The organism is Sulfitobacter sp. (genome assembly GCF_039977885.1).
Taxonomy (GTDB): domain Bacteria; phylum Pseudomonadota; class Alphaproteobacteria; order Rhodobacterales; family Rhodobacteraceae; genus Sulfitobacter.
Genome location: NZ_JBDWCI010000020.1, coordinates 610,189 through 625,216, shown reverse-complemented (window position 1 = coordinate 625,216; position 15,028 = coordinate 610,189). Strand labels below are relative to the sequence as shown.

The following is a 15,028-nucleotide window of genomic DNA, read 5'->3' as shown; positions in this document are numbered from 1 at the left end:
CGCTGCGTGGCAAGAAGAACATCACCACAAAAGCGGGAGCGCAGCACAATGGCATTTGGCAAAGGTCACCACCTTCATCTGATCGACGGATCGGCGTTTATCTTTCGCGCCTATCACGCGTTGCCTCCGCTGACGCGCAAGTCTGACGGACTGCCCATCGGGGCCGTGTCGGGCTTTTGCAACATGCTGCAACGCTATGTTGAGGGGAACGCCGGCAGCGATGTCACCCATATCGCGGTGATCTTTGACAAAGGCTCCCACACCTTCCGCAATGACATGTACGACCAGTACAAAGCCAACCGCGAGGCGATGCCAGAAGACCTGCGCCCGCAAATGCCGCTGACGCGTGAAGCAACCCACGCCTTCAATATCGCTTGCGAGGAAAAAGAAGGCTATGAGGCCGACGACATCATCGCCACATTGTCCGTGCAGGCGCGTGAGGCCGGTGGGCGCTGCACCATCATCAGCTCTGACAAGGATCTGATGCAGCTGGTTGGCGGCGGCGTCGAGATGTTTGACGCAATGAAGAACAACCACATCGATCGCGACGGCGTGCATGCCAAATTCGGGGTATTCCCGGAACGTGTCGTTGATGTGCAGGCGCTGGCAGGCGATTCGGTGGATAACGTCCCCGGCGCGCCCGGTATCGGCATCAAGACCGCAGCACTGCTGATCAACGAATATGGCGATCTGGACACGCTGCTTGAGCGCGCCTCGGAGATCAAACAACCCAAACGTCGCCAGACGCTGATCGACAATGCCGATCAAATCCGCCTGTCACGCAAATTGGTGCTGCTTGACGATAAGACACCGCTGGATTTCACCCTTGATGATCTGGAAATCCGCGACCCTGATCCTGAAAAGCTGTTGAAGTTCCTCTCCGAGATGGAGTTCCGCACCCTGACCAAGCGTATCGCCGATACGCTCAAGGTCGAAGCCCCCGCCATCCCAGAGCCTGCGCCCAGCGCGGAAATGCCCGAGGTCGAAACAGTCCCCTTCGACAAGGCCAGCTACACTATGGTCAGCGATGCGGATGCCCTGCAAACGTGGATCGATAAAATCTACGCGCGCGGCTATGTCGCCGTAGATACAGAGACGACGGGCCTCAACGACATGATCGCCGATCTGGTCGGCATCAGCCTGTGTGTAGAGGCAGGCGAGGCCTGTTATATTCCCCTGCTCCACAAGGCCAACCGTGGCGATGATCTATTTGGCTCGGACGATCTGGCCGAAGGGCAGATGCCGCTAGAGCAGGCCTTGGAAATGTTGACGCCGATGCTTTGTGATCCCTCGATCCTGAAGATCGGGCAGAACATGAAATATGACGCCAAGATTTTTGCACAGCTAAACATCGCTGTGACACCCTTCGATGACACGATGCTGATGAGCTATGCGATGAACGCGGGGCTTCACGGGCACGGTATGGATACGCTGTCAGAGCGGTACCTCAACCACACGCCAATCCCGATCAAGCCGCTGCTGGGCACGGGCAAATCCGCGATCACCTTTGACAAGGTCCCGCTGGAGGACGCCGTGCCCTATGCCGCCGAGGATGCCGACATCACCTTGCGCCTGTGGCAACATTTCAAACCCGCCCTGCACCGCGCTCAAACCACCCGCGTCTACGAGACGCTGGAGCGCCCGCTGGCCCCCGTGCTGATGCAGATGGAGCGGCATGGCGTCAAAGTGGACCGCGACGCGCTGAGCCGCATGTCCAATGCGTTTTCGCAGAAAATGGCGGGGCTTGAGGACGAAATCTATGCGCTTGCAGGCCGCAAGTTCAACGTAGGCTCGCCCAAGCAGCTGGGTGAGGTCCTGTTTGATGAGATGGGCCTTGAGGGTGGCAAAAAGGGTAAAACCGGTGCCTATGCCACAGGCGTTGACGTGCTCGAAGACCTCGCAACCGAACATGAGATGCCTGCCCGCGTGCTGGATTGGCGTCAGCTGAGCAAGCTGAAATCCACCTATACAGATGCGCTGCAAACCCACATCAACCCTGACACAGGCCGCGTGCATACGTCCTATTCGATCACCGGTGCCTCGACGGGTCGTCTGTCCTCAACGGACCCGAACCTGCAAAACATCCCGATCCGCTCTGAAGAAGGCCGCCGCATCCGTGAGGCTTTTGTCGCCGAGGAAGGCAAGACATTGGTCGCGCTCGACTATTCCCAGATCGAGCTGCGCCTGCTGGCCCATATCGCTGATCTCCCCGCGCTAAAGCAAGCCTTTGCAGACGGGCTGGATATTCACGCAATGACCGCTTCGGAAATGTTCAACGTGCCGATGGAAGAGATGACACCAGACATCCGCCGACAGGCTAAAGCGATCAACTTTGGCGTGATTTACGGCATTTCGGGCTTTGGCCTTGCGCGCAACCTGCGCATTCCGCGTGCAGAGGCGCAGGGTTTCATCGACCGTTACTTTGAACGCTTCCCCGGTATCCGCACCTATATGGATGACACCAAGGCCTTTGCCAAAGAACACGGCTTTGTACAGACGCTGTTTGGCCGTAAAATCCACACGCCCGAGATTGCCTCCAAAGGGCCGCGTGCAGGGTTTGCCGCGCGCGCTGCGATCAACGCACCGATCCAAGGCACCGCCGCCGATGTGATCCGCCGCGCTATGATCCGCATGCCAGATGCCATTGTGGATTTACCTGCAAAGATGTTGTTGCAGGTCCATGATGAATTGCTGTTCGAGGTTGAAAAAGGCTCGGAGGACGCCCTGATTGCTGCCGCGCGTGATGTGATGGAGAATGCCTCTGATCCGGTCGTGAAGCTGGACGTAAAGCTGAGCGTGGATGCAGGCACAGGGGCGAATTGGGCTGAAGCGCATTAATCGCAGTGCTGCCGGTCCTCTATTCCTTTCGCCGCTGCCCTTACGCCATGCGGGCACGCCTTGCCCTAAAAGCAGCAGCCTGCCCCGTCGAGTTGCGCGAGGTTGTCTTGCGCGACAAGCCAGCCGCCTTTCTTGAGGTATCGCCCTCTGGCACCGTGCCCTGCCTTGTACATTCAGGCGGTGTCATTGATGAAAGTCTGGACATTATGCACTGGGCCTTGGCGCAGAATGACCCACTGGGTTGGCTGGACATGCCCGCGCAAGGCCACGATTGGATTGCGCGCTGTGACGGGCCGTTCAAACACGCGCTCGACCGGACCAAATACACAACCCGCTATCCGGATGAAGACCCCGCCGCCCACCGCGCCGAGGCCTGCGCGTTTCTCAGTGATCTGGATGCAATCCTTGGTCCGTGGATATTTGACCACGCCACGTTGGCGGATTTCGCGATCGCGCCGTTCGTGCGGCAGTTCGCCTTTATCGACAAGCCGTGGTTCGATGCGCAGCCTTGGCCCGACCTCCATCGCTGGCTGGATAGTTTTCTGAACGCAGCCGCCTTTGCGCAGGCGATGCATAAATACCCCCAATGGAAAGCCGGCGATCCGCCGGTCATCTTCGGAACCTAGACCTGCTTCATCCACCCCAACGTGTCTTCAGTGGAGGGACCGGGGGTGTATTCCGCGCTGATCCAACCCGTATAACTACTCTCGCGGATGGTTGCGAATAGGGCGGCAAAATCGACAGTACCACTGCCCGGCGCACCACGCCCGGGTGTGTCACCGATTTGCACATGGGCGATAATATCGCGGTATTTTGTGAAGACGGCCACCGCGTCCCCATGGATCATCTGCGCATGGAAGCTATCAAATTGCAGCTTCACATTGGGCGCATTCACTTCCGCAATGATCTCGGCGGCCAAAGCATAATCATTCAGGAAATACTGGGGCTGCACCTCAGAGCAGAGCGGTTCAAGCGTCAGGGTTAACCCCTCATGGGCCGCCTTTGATGCCGCCTTGAGGTTCGCGATCATCGTGGCCTTTGCCATCTCCCCCTGCGCATCACCTGACATGACGTGGATCATTGGTACACGCAAAGCCTGCGCATAGCGGCCCGCGCGGCGCATATCATGGGCAAACCGCGCCTCATCCCCCGCCGCAGCAGCAAAACCACGGGTCCCGCCCGTGTAATTCGGCGGCGGCGCATTGATCAGCACCATTTCCAACCCGCCACGTAACAACGCGCGCTGGGTCTCTTTTGCTGGAACCTCATAGGGAAACAGAACTTCTACACCTGCAAAACCCGCCTTTGACGCCGCATCAAAGCGATCAAGGTAAGGCAGTTCGGGCCAAAGATGGCTCAGATTTGCGGCAATTTTCATTGGTCATCCTCGGGTGGCAAATCCTTTGACGGTATGATTCCAAAGAATGCGCCACCGGACCAGACACCAAACCACCCCTCATGGTGCACACCCAGATCAACAAGCCGGTAAAAACTTTTGCGGTCGATCAACGCTTCCAGATTACGGCGCACGCGCACATAGGGCGATGGCTCTCCGGTTACCTCATCGCGCACAAAACGCAGCGGTATATCCGGCCCGACCACTGTGGTGTCATCAAGGTTTGTGGCAAACGTCAGACACTGCGCGTCGCCATCACCTGAAACCGCGAAATCCACAGCCACAAAAGGGGCATCCTCGACGCGGATACCGACCTTTTCTACCGGCGTGACCAGAAAATAACTACCCTCCTCACGGATCAGAATCGAAGCAAAAAGCTTGACCAATCCCGGCCGTCCAATGGGGGTTCCCTCATAAAACCACGTACCATCACGGCGGATTTCCATGTCGATATCACCACAAAACGGCGGATTCCATTTCTCGACCGGCGGCAATCCGCGTGTTTTTGTCGCTTTTATAGACTCGGCAAGGCTACTCGCCGACGGTGTCACAGTTTTTTGTCCGTTCATTGCTTTTGCCATTTCCTCTAATCAAGATACACTTACATCATAGCGATATAACCTGCACAGCGGAGAATTCATGACCCAAGCTGAGATACAGACCAGCGAAAACCTGGTCGAACAGATTGAAGCCCTTGGCGAAAAGCTGGGTGAGGCGCGCAAATCCATCAACGCGCGGTTTATTGGTCAGGACCGTGTGGTCGAACTGACCCTGACGGCGCTGCTGTCTGGTGGCCACGGTTTGCTGGTTGGTCTGCCCGGTTTGGGCAAAACCCGCCTGGTCGAAACCCTAAGCACCGTGATGGGCATGGACGGCAAACGTGTGCAATTCACACCTGACCTGATGCCTGCGGATATCCTTGGTTCCGAAGTGCTTGAGACCGACGCGAAAGGCACGCGCAGCTTTCGTTTCATTGAGGGTCCAATTTTTTGCCAGCTTTTGATGGCGGATGAGATCAACCGCGCCTCTCCGCGCACCCAATCCGCGCTATTGCAGGCGATGCAGGAAAAATCCGTGGCCGTTGCAGGCGAAAACCGCAGCCTTGGTACCCCGTTCCACGTGCTGGCCACGCAAAACCCGATCGAGCAGGAAGGCACCTATCCGCTGCCCGAAGCGCAGCTTGACCGTTTTCTGGTGCAGATCGACATCGGCTATCCTGACCGCGCAACCGAACGCGATATCCTGATCGCCACCACAGGCGAGGCCGAAGCGGATTCGATTGCCGTCTTCACCGCCGGTGAGCTGCTTGAGGCCCAGCGCCTGCTGCGCCGGATGCCCGTGGGCGACAGTGTCGTCGAGATGATCCTTGATCTGGTCCGCGCCTTCCGCCCCGACGAAGCCGACGCAAGCGCCCGTGTAAAAGAGACCGTGGCATGGGGCCCCGGTCCCCGCGCAGCCCAAGCTTTGATGCTGGCCGTGCGCGCCCGCGCCTTGTTGCAAGGGCGGCTGGCCCCATCCGCAGAGGATGTGATCGACATGGCCCATCCCGTGCTCATCCACCGCATGGCGCTCAATTTTGCGGCGCGCGCGCGGGGCGATAGCCTGTCCGACCTGATCAGCGAAACCGCCGCTTCTTTGGCCACGCCTAAGGCCGCCGTCGCGTGAACACACCCCACACCCTGCGCACAAGCGCCGAGCAAGAGGCCGCCGCCTTCCCCGCGCTGCTTGCACGGGCAGAGCATCTGGCCGGTGCCGTCCTATTGGGCGCGCATGGTCGGCGGCGTGCAGGGTCTGGGGATGATTTCTGGCAATACCGCCCCGCACAGATCGGCGACAGCCGCCGCGCTGTGGACCACCGGCGCTCTGCCATGGGTGACACCGAATTTGTGCGAGAGCGCGAATGGCAGATTGCGCAATCGGTGATGCTTTGGCTCGATCAGGGGGCGTCGATGCGCTTTGCCTCTTCGGATGCCTTACCACAAAAGATTGACCGCGCCCGTATTCTTGCGCTGGCCTTGGCTGTCTTGCTCAATCGCGGAGGGGAACGCGTGGGCCTGACCGGCACCTCCTTGCCCCCGCGCGCAGGGCGTGCCCAGATCCTGTCGCTGGCCGAACTTTTTTGCCAAGACGATGAGGCTGATTATGCCCCGCCCGAACACCGCGCCATGATCCCCCATGCCCGCGCTGTGTTCATCTCGGATTTCATGGGCGACATTGACGGCGTGCGCACAGCGCTGACAAAAGCCGCCGATCGCGGTGTGCGCGGTGTGCTGTGCCATGTGCTTGATCCTTCCGAGGAAGCATTTCCCTTCTCCGGTCGCACGATATTTCAAAGCATGGGCGGCACGCTCAGCCATGAGACTCTCAAGGCCAACGACCTGCGCGACCGCTATCTGGCGCGACTGGCCGAGCGTAAGGATGAGCTGCAGTCGCTTTGCGCCCTGACCGGCTGGCAATACGGCGTGCATCACACGGACAAATCAGCGCAGGCGGGGCTTTTGTGGCTCTACGCGGCATTGGATGCAAAGGCGGTCGCAGCATGACAGTATTGGGTGGCATCGGATTTACCACGCCGTGGCTTTTGCTGGCACTCGCTGCATTGCCGATCCTGTGGCTGCTGCTCCGCGCTGTGCCACCCGCCCCGATCAAACGGCGTTTTCCCGGTGTGGCCTTGCTGTTGGGTCTCAAAGACGCTGAAAGCGTATCGGATCGCACCCCGTGGTGGTTGCTTTTGCTGCGTATGCTGGCGGTTGCGGCAATCATTATCGGCCTTGCCGGTCCCGTGCTCAATCCCGAGGCCGAGCAGGCAGACGGCAACGGGCCGCTGCTGTTTGTGCTAGACGGCTCATGGGCCGGTGCCACCCGCTGGCCCCAGCAACAAGAAGCGATCGAGGCGCAGCTGACCCGCGCCAGCCGCCTTGGCCGCACTGTTGGCTTTATGTCCCTCACGCAGCCCGAGCCTCCCGTGTTCCAATCCGCAGATGTCTGGCGCAGCCGCTTGGCAGGGTTAGCACCCGCGCCATGGCAGCCCGACCCCGCCATGCTGGAGCAAACCGAACAAGCGCTTGCCGGTCTAGACGACTTTGACACCCTCTGGTTCAGCGATAGCCTTGACTATGAAGGGCGCGATGATCTTTTAGACGTTCTGCAAACACGCGGCACGGTCGAGGTCTATCAAACCGCCGCGAATGTTCTGGCGATCCTCCCTGCAACCTACGAAGACGGCGCTGTGCAATTGCGCATTCGGCGCGCCCTTCCCGGTGCCGCCCGCGAGGTTGTCGTGCAAGCGCAAGGGCGCGACCCTGCCGGCAATGGCCGCATTCTGGCATCTGCCACTGCTACATTCGAGGCCGGCGCGACCGAGGTCGAGACAGCGCTTGTGCTGCCTGCCGAATTACGCGCCCGTATCACACGCTTTGACATCGCAGGTCAGCGGTCGGCCGGTGCAACCACGCTAAGTGATGATGGGTTACGGCGGCGCGAGGTGGCGCTGATTTCAGCCCGCGAGAACCGCGAAGGGCTCGAACTGCTGTCGCCGCTCCATTACATCGAACAAGCCCTCGCGCCCACGGCGGACCTGATTGATGGCGCTCTGAATGATGTCCTCCCTGCCAATCCTGATGTCATTGTGCTGGCCGATGTGGCCACATTGACCGAAGCCGAGGCCGCGCCCCTAACCGAATGGATCGAAAACGGCGGTCTGCTGGTGCGTTTTGCCGGACCACGCATTGCCGCTTCGGACATCTCGCGCATAGACGAAGATCCGCTGATGCCTGTGCGCCTGCGCGCCGGTGGCCGCACCGTGGGCGGCGCGATGAGCTGGGGTGAACCGAAAGCGTTGTCCGCTTTCTCGAACGGCTCCCCCTTCTTTGGCCTCAACATCCCACCCGACGTCACGGTAAGTGCGCAAGTCATGGCACAGCCCGACCCTACATTAGCCGAACGCGTCATCGCCTCGCTCAGCGATGGCACGCCGCTGGTGACACGCAAGAAAGTAGGACAGGGGCAAATCGTCTTGTTCCACGTCACAGCAACAGCGGAATGGTCTACCCTCCCGCTTTCGGGTCTGTTTGTTGAAATGCTCGAACGGTTGGCTGTGTCCTCCTCTGCGGCCAGCGCAACAACCGAAGCTTTAGAAGGCACCACATGGACCCCGCAGCGGGTATTGGACGGCTTCGGGGCCTTATCGGATGCGGGCACCCTGCCGGGCGTAGATGGGCCCGTACTTGTTACCGAAGCGACAGGGCCCGCATTGCCGCCCGGTCTTTACACATCGGGGGACCGCGCCTTGGCCCGCAATGTGTTGACCACCGACGCCACACTTACGCCTGCCACATGGCCAGCCGATGTTCCCGTGCGCGGACTTTCCGTCGCGCCGGAGCAACCCGTTGCCGGCTGGTTGCTGAGTCTGTCGATTTTGTTGTTGCTGGCGGATGTTGTCGCCTCGCTTGCGCTGTCGGGCCGGTTGCTTGGCCGCAACAATGCAACAACCGCTGCCCTTTTGGGGGCACTGCTGGTGTTGGTGGCCCCGGCCGCTGACGCGCAGACCGCGACAGATGAATTCGCCCTCGCCGCCGCTTCCGAGCTTGCCTTGGCGCATGTCATCACCGGCGATACAGAGGTGGACGAGATTGCCCTCGCCGGTCTGGTCGGGCTGAGTGATACCCTGTTCTTCCGCACCTCGGTCGAGCCCTCGACCCCCATGAGCGTCAATCTCGAAACGGATGAGCTGGCCTTTTTCCCGATCCTTTACTGGCCCGTCACACCGCGCCAGCCGACCCCCTCGGCCGAGGCTTATGCAAAACTCAACACCTATCTGCGCTCGGGTGGGATGATCGTATTTGATACACGCGATTCAGACACCGCAAGCTTTGGCGCCTCCAGCCCCAATGGTCGCAAGCTACAAGAGCTGGCGGCCCCGCTGGATATCCCCGCGTTAGAGCCGCTTCCATCTGACCATGTCGTTACGCGCACCTTCTATCTGCTTCAGGATTTCCCGGGGCGCTACAACAGCCGCGACATCTGGGTCGAAGCAGCAGACCCCAATGCCGAACAGGTCGAGGGTATCCCGTTTCGTAACCTGAATGACGGCGTCACACCTGTTTTGATCGGCGGCAATGACTGGGCGGCGGCATGGGCCGTGACCCAAAACGGCGCGCCATTGCTACCGGTAGGGCGTGGGTTTAGCGGTGAACAACAGCGCGAAATCGCTTACCGCTTTGGCGTCAATCTGGTCATGCATGTACTGACTGGCAATTATAAATCGGATCAGGTGCATGTGCCTGCTCTGTTGGATCGGTTGGGCCAATGACCTCAAGCATTGTATTTGACCCGCTTGTACCCTGGCCTTTGCTGGTCATGGTCGCTGTTATCGCCGTGCTTGGCATCCTGCTGGCCCTCATACGTGGGCTGCGCGGCTGGCCCTTGCGCGGGCTGGCAGGGCTGATCGTGCTTGCCGCTCTTGCAGGCCCCTCATTCCAGCAAGAAGACCGCGCGCCCCTTAGCGATATTGTGGTCCTGCTAGAAGACCAAAGCGCCAGCCAGCGCCTTGGCACACGCGAAACAAAAACCACTGACGCCGCAGACACATTGGCCGCCAATATCGCGGCGCGCCCCAACACCGAAGTACGCCGCATCACTGTCGCCGACGGCCAGGGCGACGCGGGCACCGAGTTGATGTCAGCCCTCTCAGACGCCTTGGCAGAGGAACCGCGGGCCCGCGTTGCAGGCATTATTGCTCTGACCGACGGCCGCGTGCATGACGCCAATCTGCCCGTGGACCTGCCCGCACCTTTCCACGTCGTGCTAAGCGGCGAGCAAACCGATTGGGACCGACGGCTGAGCGTGGTGGGCGCGCCTGCTTTTGCGATCATCGGGGAACCTGTTGTGCTGACCCTACGGGTCGATGATCTGGGCGCCGCGCCGCAGGCCGAAGAATTCGCCGACCTTGATATCTCGATCGGCGGCAATGAGCCTCAGCGCTTTACCGTGCCAATTGGCCAAGACCTTGAGCTGCCCATCACCTTGCCTACGGGTGGGCGCAATGTGATCCGTTTTGCGGTGCCCGAGGCCGAAGGAGAACTCACTGACCGGAACAACGCCGCAGTCATCCAGATGAACGGAGTACGCGACCGGCTGCGCGTGTTACTGGTCAGCGGTGAACCCCATGCCGGTGGGCGCACATGGCGTAATCTTCTCAAATCCGACAGTTCCGTTGATCTGGTCCATTTCACCATTCTGCGCCCACCGGAAAAACAAGATGGTGTGCCCGTGTCCGAGCTGTCCTTGATCGCCTTTCCTACCCGTGAACTATTCATGGAAAAGATCGACGATTTTGATCTGATCATCTTTGACCGCTATAAACGGCGCGGCATTCTGCCTTCTCTCTATCTTGAAAATATCGCCAATTATGTCCGCAGCGGTGGTGCCGTTCTGGTGTCTGCCGGTCCGGATTTTGCCAGCGCAGACAGCCTGTTCCGCACCCCGCTTGGTGCGGTTTTACCCGCGACTCCCACTGCGCGGGTCATTGAAGAGCCTTATGCGCCCGTTGTCTCTGATCTTGGAAGTCGCCATCCGGTGACCACCGGCCTACCGCAAAATGGCGAATGGGGCCGCTGGTTGCGCCAAATTGATGTCGCGCAAACCTCGGGTGATATGGTCATGACCGGTGTGGATGACCGTCCGCTGTTGATTCTGGATCGCGTGGAAGAGGGGCGCGTGGCCTTGCTAGCCTCTGATCAGGCGTGGTTGTGGAGCCGCGGCTATGAGGGCGGTGGTCCCCAGCTAGAGCTGTTGCGCCGTCTGGCCCATTGGATGATGGGCGAACCGGAGCTGGAAGAAGAGGCGCTGACCGCCACCGCCGAGGGCCAGAACATGAGGATCGAGCGGCGCACGCTGGCCGGCGAAGTGCCTCCGCTGATCATAACCGGCCCAGATGGCACAGTGACGGAGCTCCCCCTAAGCCCTTCCGCACCCGGCCGGTTCGATACGCTCTTTACGGGACCTGAAATCGGGCTGTACCGGCTTGAGAATGGCGATCAGGTCACGGTTATCGGTCTTGGCCCTGCTGCCCCACGCGAATTTGTCGAGACGATTGCCGATGCATCCGTGTTAGAGCCTGCGGTGACGGCCCTGCGCGGTGGGGTGAACCGGCTGGAAGACGGCCTGCCTCGTATCCGCGATGTGCGCATTGGACGCCCCGCAGCTGGCCGCGGCTGGATCGGTCTCACCCCGCGCGACGCCTATGAAACCCGCGATGTGCGCCAAACCGCGATTTTGCCAGGCTGGCTTGTCCTCTTGCTGAGCGCGTTTTTCATCACGGCAGCATGGTTGCGCGAAGGCCGCCGCTGACACAATCTGACCGCTTTATTCCGCGTATTGCTCCACGACTGAGCTGCCCCAATGCCATATTTTTGGACCAGCTTTGTAAGGCTCTCGCAACTCTCTGATAAAACCATAGAAAAATGCCCGAAATTTAGGAATAGGCTTTGCGGTTAATTCGCTACGACAGGCAGTCTTTAAGCGCATATTTACTCTCTTTGGCGCAAATGATGCTTCACGGATCGCGATATTAGAGGCCTGCATGAGCTTACAACAAAAACTCACCGAAGAACGGCGCGGCCGTTTGGCGGCTGAACGGATGTTGGAGCTTAAAAAAGCCGAACTATTTGCGGCCAATCGCAAGCTGGGCCGCCATGCGCGGCAGTTAAGTGATGAAATTGTCGATACCCGTGCGCTGGTTGAAAGCATGGGGGCAGAAAACCGCAAAGTAAAATCCGACCTACACGCAGCGCATGAAAAAATTGCTGTGGTTGAGCGGCGGCTGTGGCATTCAATTGAAACCATCAAAGACGGCTTTGCCTTTTTCGACGGTGACAACCACCTGATCATGGCCAACCAGTCGTATCTATCGGTTTTTGACGGGTTAGAGATCATGGAACCTGGTGTGAATTACGTCACGATCCTGCAAGCGCTGACCGACGAAGGCATCGTGGATCTGGGCGGGGTTGAACCGACCTTGTGGCGACAGCACATGCTTTCACGGTTCCAATCCCGCCATCCCGAACCTGTCGTGATCCAGCTTTGGAATGGCAGCTATATCAAGATGATTGATCAACGCGGACCAACAGGCGATGTTGTGTCTCTTGGTCTCGATATCACCGCTACGGTGGTTTATGAGCGGGAGCTGAACGCCGCGCGCGAAGAGGCCGAAGCGGCCAACCGCGCCAAATCAGCCTTCCTTGCGAATATGAGTCATGAAATTCGTACGCCAATGAACGGCGTCGTGGGCATGGCAGAATTGCTTGATGATACCGTTCTCGACGAAGAACAGCGATTGTTCGTGCAAACCATCAAGAACTCTGGCGAAGCCTTGTTGGTTATCATCAACGACGTTCTGGACTACTCCAAAATCGAGGCAGACCGTCTTGAACTGAATAACACCCCCTTTGACCTAGAGCGGGCGTGTCATGAAGTCATCATGCTGTTGCAGCCCATGGCCCGTGACAAATGCCTTGAACTGGTGCTCGACTACGACTTGTTCTTGCCGACCGACCTGATGGGTGATGCCGGGCGCATCCGCCAAGTGCTCACCAACCTTATCGGCAACGCGATCAAGTTCACCACCGAAGGGCATGTCAAAGTCCGCGTTACCGGTGTAGCAGATGCCAGCACAGGCACCGTGGCAGTACACGTCGCGGTCGAGGACACTGGAATCGGCATCCCATCCGATATGACCGCGCATATCTTCGGGGAATTCAATCAGGTCGAGAACGAGCGCAACCGCCAGTTTGATGGCACCGGCCTTGGTTTGTCGATCACCAAACGGCTGGTTAACCTGATGGGCGGCGACGTTTGGGTGACGTCCGAAGAAGGGGTCGGATCGTGCTTTGGCTTCCGCGTCGAGATGGCTGCCAATGGCCCGATTGATATGACCTATCCTTCACTAGCCGCACGCATTCGCCGAGTGATGGTCATAGATCACATGCAAGCCAACCGCGAGATACTGGAAGGGCAGCTTGCCCAGCTCAGACTACAAACCATCGGCGCATCCAGCAGCCAGGAAGCATTGGATCACCTCGATGACAGTATTGATATGATCATAACCGATCATAACCTCCCCAAACTGGATGCTATCAAACTACTTGCGACACTGGATGCACGGGGCATGGATATCCCCGTTCTATTGCTAAGCTCGAATTTGGCGGAGGTAAAACAGTCCCCCCTCTCGGAAAAATTTGCGGGCATGCAACAGCGCCCGTTCTCTCGTCGTGCTCTTTTCACCGAACTGGGCCGCATCGCCGCTTTAACTACCGAAAAATCACCTGTTGAGCCATCGACTGCGGTACAGGCAAACCTTCTCGGTCAGAACGCAGCACAGGCGCGCCAGATGCGGGTCCTTGCAGCAGAAGATAACCGGACGAACCAACTGGTGCTCAGCAAAATGTTGAAATCGCTCAATATTGATTTGAAGTTCGCAGGCAACGGCGAAGAAGCCGTCGCGCTTTACCAAAGCTTTGTGCCTGATCTGGTGCTTATGGATATTTCGATGCCACGTATGGATGGCAAGCAAGCCACACAAGAAATCCGCAAGATCGAAGCACATACAGGCAGGCATGTGCCAATCGTCGCCATGACGGCACATGCGTTACCCGATGATGATAAATCGATCCTTAAGGCAGGCTTGGACCACTACCTCACAAAACCGCTACGCCGCGCCGCAATCGAAGAACATGTTTTGCTTGCCCAACCCAAAGGCACCATGCCTATCAGGGAAAGCGAGGACGATATGCAAACACCCCCTGCGGTTTTCAGGCGATCACACTGAGGTAAAGATCGGCTATCGCTCGGACCGGACCCTTTTATGATCAAGACTGACCAGACGGGATCGGCTTTGCCGCGCAACACCCTCCATGCGATGCTCTGAGATAAAACCCGAACAGGTCAGGCGGCCGGTTTGCGCGCCGGCGCCATCACCTGTGTGCGCACAAACACCGGATTTGCCGCATCAGAAGCTTCAGGGTCATAGGCATAACCGCCTGTGTCGAAATCTTCGATCTGCTTGCGGGTGGTGGCCCCGCTTTCCAGCACCCAACGGGCCATTGCCCCCCGCGCGCGTTTGGCCGCCGTGCCGATCACCCGGCGCTTACCTTCCTTTTCTTCCTCAAAACGCGGGCTGATGAACTGAAGCCCGCCCAAAGCAGCCTGATCAACGGCTTTGCTATATTCGACCGAAGCAAGGTTCAGCACGATATCAGTGTCTATCTCAGATGCGTCACTGGCGATCGCCTTGGCGATTTTAGTGCCCCAGAATTTATACAGTGTTCCGGCCTCATGCCCCGGAATTTTGCGACCCATTTCCATACGGTATGCGCGCACAGCATCCGTTGGCCGCAACAATCCATAAAGCCCCGACAAAATCCGCAACCGTTGCGATCCCGCGCTTTTGCCCGCTTCATCAAGCGTGCCATAATCAAGCTCGCGGTACACATCGCCATCAAACAAAAGCGCCGCCGCACAGTCGCCTTCGGGCGTCCAATGTGCAAACCGCTCGACATTCAGTTTGGCAATATTTGCTGAAACTTTCATGATATCGCTGATCTGGTCTTGCGACCAATCGCGTGCGACTGTCACGATCTGCTGGGCTTCATCTACAAAACGGGGCGCTGTTGTGGCATGGCCAGCCGCTCTTGTTTCATTCACGTTCTTTGCTGGCGATACCAAAATGAGCACGTCGTGCCTCCGTCTAAACTGTCTATACTGTGGTCTTTTGATCCTATCTAAATCGAAAGAGAC

Annotated in this window: 10 protein-coding genes; 7 read left to right on the top strand and 3 right to left on the bottom strand. The window is 58.6% G+C overall.

All coding sequences use genetic code 11. The annotated features are described in order from the left end of the window. Positions 1-48: 48 nt before the first annotated feature. Both polA and ABJM03_RS16700 read left to right on the top strand, forming a co-directional pair. Positions 49-2,838 (top strand): DNA polymerase I, encoded by a 2,790-nt coding sequence (gene polA / locus ABJM03_RS16705; RefSeq protein ID WP_348418973.1) that lies wholly within the window; start codon positions 49-51, stop codon positions 2,836-2,838. 5 nt (positions 2,839-2,843) lie between these two features. Beyond that, the gene (locus ABJM03_RS16700) at positions 2,844-3,464 is read left to right on the top strand and encodes a glutathione S-transferase (protein WP_348418972.1); all 621 of its coding nucleotides are present in this window, start codon (positions 2,844-2,846) and stop codon (positions 3,462-3,464) included. Here the strand turns inward: ABJM03_RS16700 and ABJM03_RS16695 are convergent. Both ABJM03_RS16695 and ABJM03_RS16690 read right to left on the bottom strand, forming a co-directional pair. Then, positions 3,461-4,216: a TIM barrel protein gene (locus ABJM03_RS16695; RefSeq protein ID WP_348418971.1), complete on the bottom strand. Its 756-nt coding sequence runs from the start codon at positions 4,214-4,216 to the stop codon at positions 3,461-3,463. The genes ABJM03_RS16700 and ABJM03_RS16695 overlap by 4 nt on opposite strands. After that, positions 4,213-4,803, bottom strand: coding sequence for a DUF1285 domain-containing protein (locus ABJM03_RS16690; RefSeq protein ID WP_348418970.1), 591 nt, complete (start codon positions 4,801-4,803; stop codon positions 4,213-4,215). Before ABJM03_RS16690 ends, ABJM03_RS16695 begins: the two co-directional genes overlap by 4 nt. Before the next feature lie 70 nt (positions 4,804-4,873). Here ABJM03_RS16690 and ABJM03_RS16685 point away from each other — a divergent pair, with 70 nt between their 5' ends. The 5 genes from ABJM03_RS16685 to ABJM03_RS16665 all read left to right on the top strand — a co-directional run bounded on the left by ABJM03_RS16685 (position 4,874) and on the right by ABJM03_RS16665 (position 14,060). Beyond that, on the top strand, positions 4,874-5,899 hold the full coding sequence (locus ABJM03_RS16685; RefSeq protein WP_348418969.1) for a MoxR family ATPase: 1,026 nt from the start codon (positions 4,874-4,876) through the stop codon (positions 5,897-5,899). Beyond that, positions 5,896-6,777, top strand: coding sequence for a DUF58 domain-containing protein (locus ABJM03_RS16680; RefSeq protein WP_348418968.1), 882 nt, complete (start codon positions 5,896-5,898; stop codon positions 6,775-6,777). Before ABJM03_RS16685 ends, ABJM03_RS16680 begins: the two co-directional genes overlap by 4 nt. Then, entirely contained in the window at positions 6,774-9,545 is a 2,772-nt protein-coding gene (locus tag ABJM03_RS16675; protein ID WP_348418967.1) for a DUF4159 domain-containing protein, read from the top strand. The genes ABJM03_RS16680 and ABJM03_RS16675 overlap by 4 nt, the downstream gene beginning before the upstream one ends. Next, complete coding sequence (locus tag ABJM03_RS16670) at positions 9,542-11,584, top strand: glutamine amidotransferase (RefSeq protein ID WP_348418966.1); 2,043 nt, start codon at positions 9,542-9,544, stop codon at positions 11,582-11,584. The genes ABJM03_RS16675 and ABJM03_RS16670 overlap by 4 nt, the downstream gene beginning before the upstream one ends. A gap of 232 nt (positions 11,585-11,816) precedes the next feature. Continuing rightward, the gene (locus ABJM03_RS16665; RefSeq protein ID WP_348418965.1) at positions 11,817-14,060 is read left to right on the top strand and encodes a response regulator; all 2,244 of its coding nucleotides are present in this window, start codon (positions 11,817-11,819) and stop codon (positions 14,058-14,060) included. A 116-nt stretch (positions 14,061-14,176) separates the two neighbouring features. Here ABJM03_RS16665 and ABJM03_RS16660 read toward each other — a convergent pair whose 3' ends face one another. Then, complete coding sequence (locus ABJM03_RS16660) at positions 14,177-14,965, bottom strand: peroxide stress protein YaaA (RefSeq protein ID WP_348418964.1); 789 nt, start codon at positions 14,963-14,965, stop codon at positions 14,177-14,179. Between the last annotated feature and the right edge of the window lie 63 nt (positions 14,966-15,028).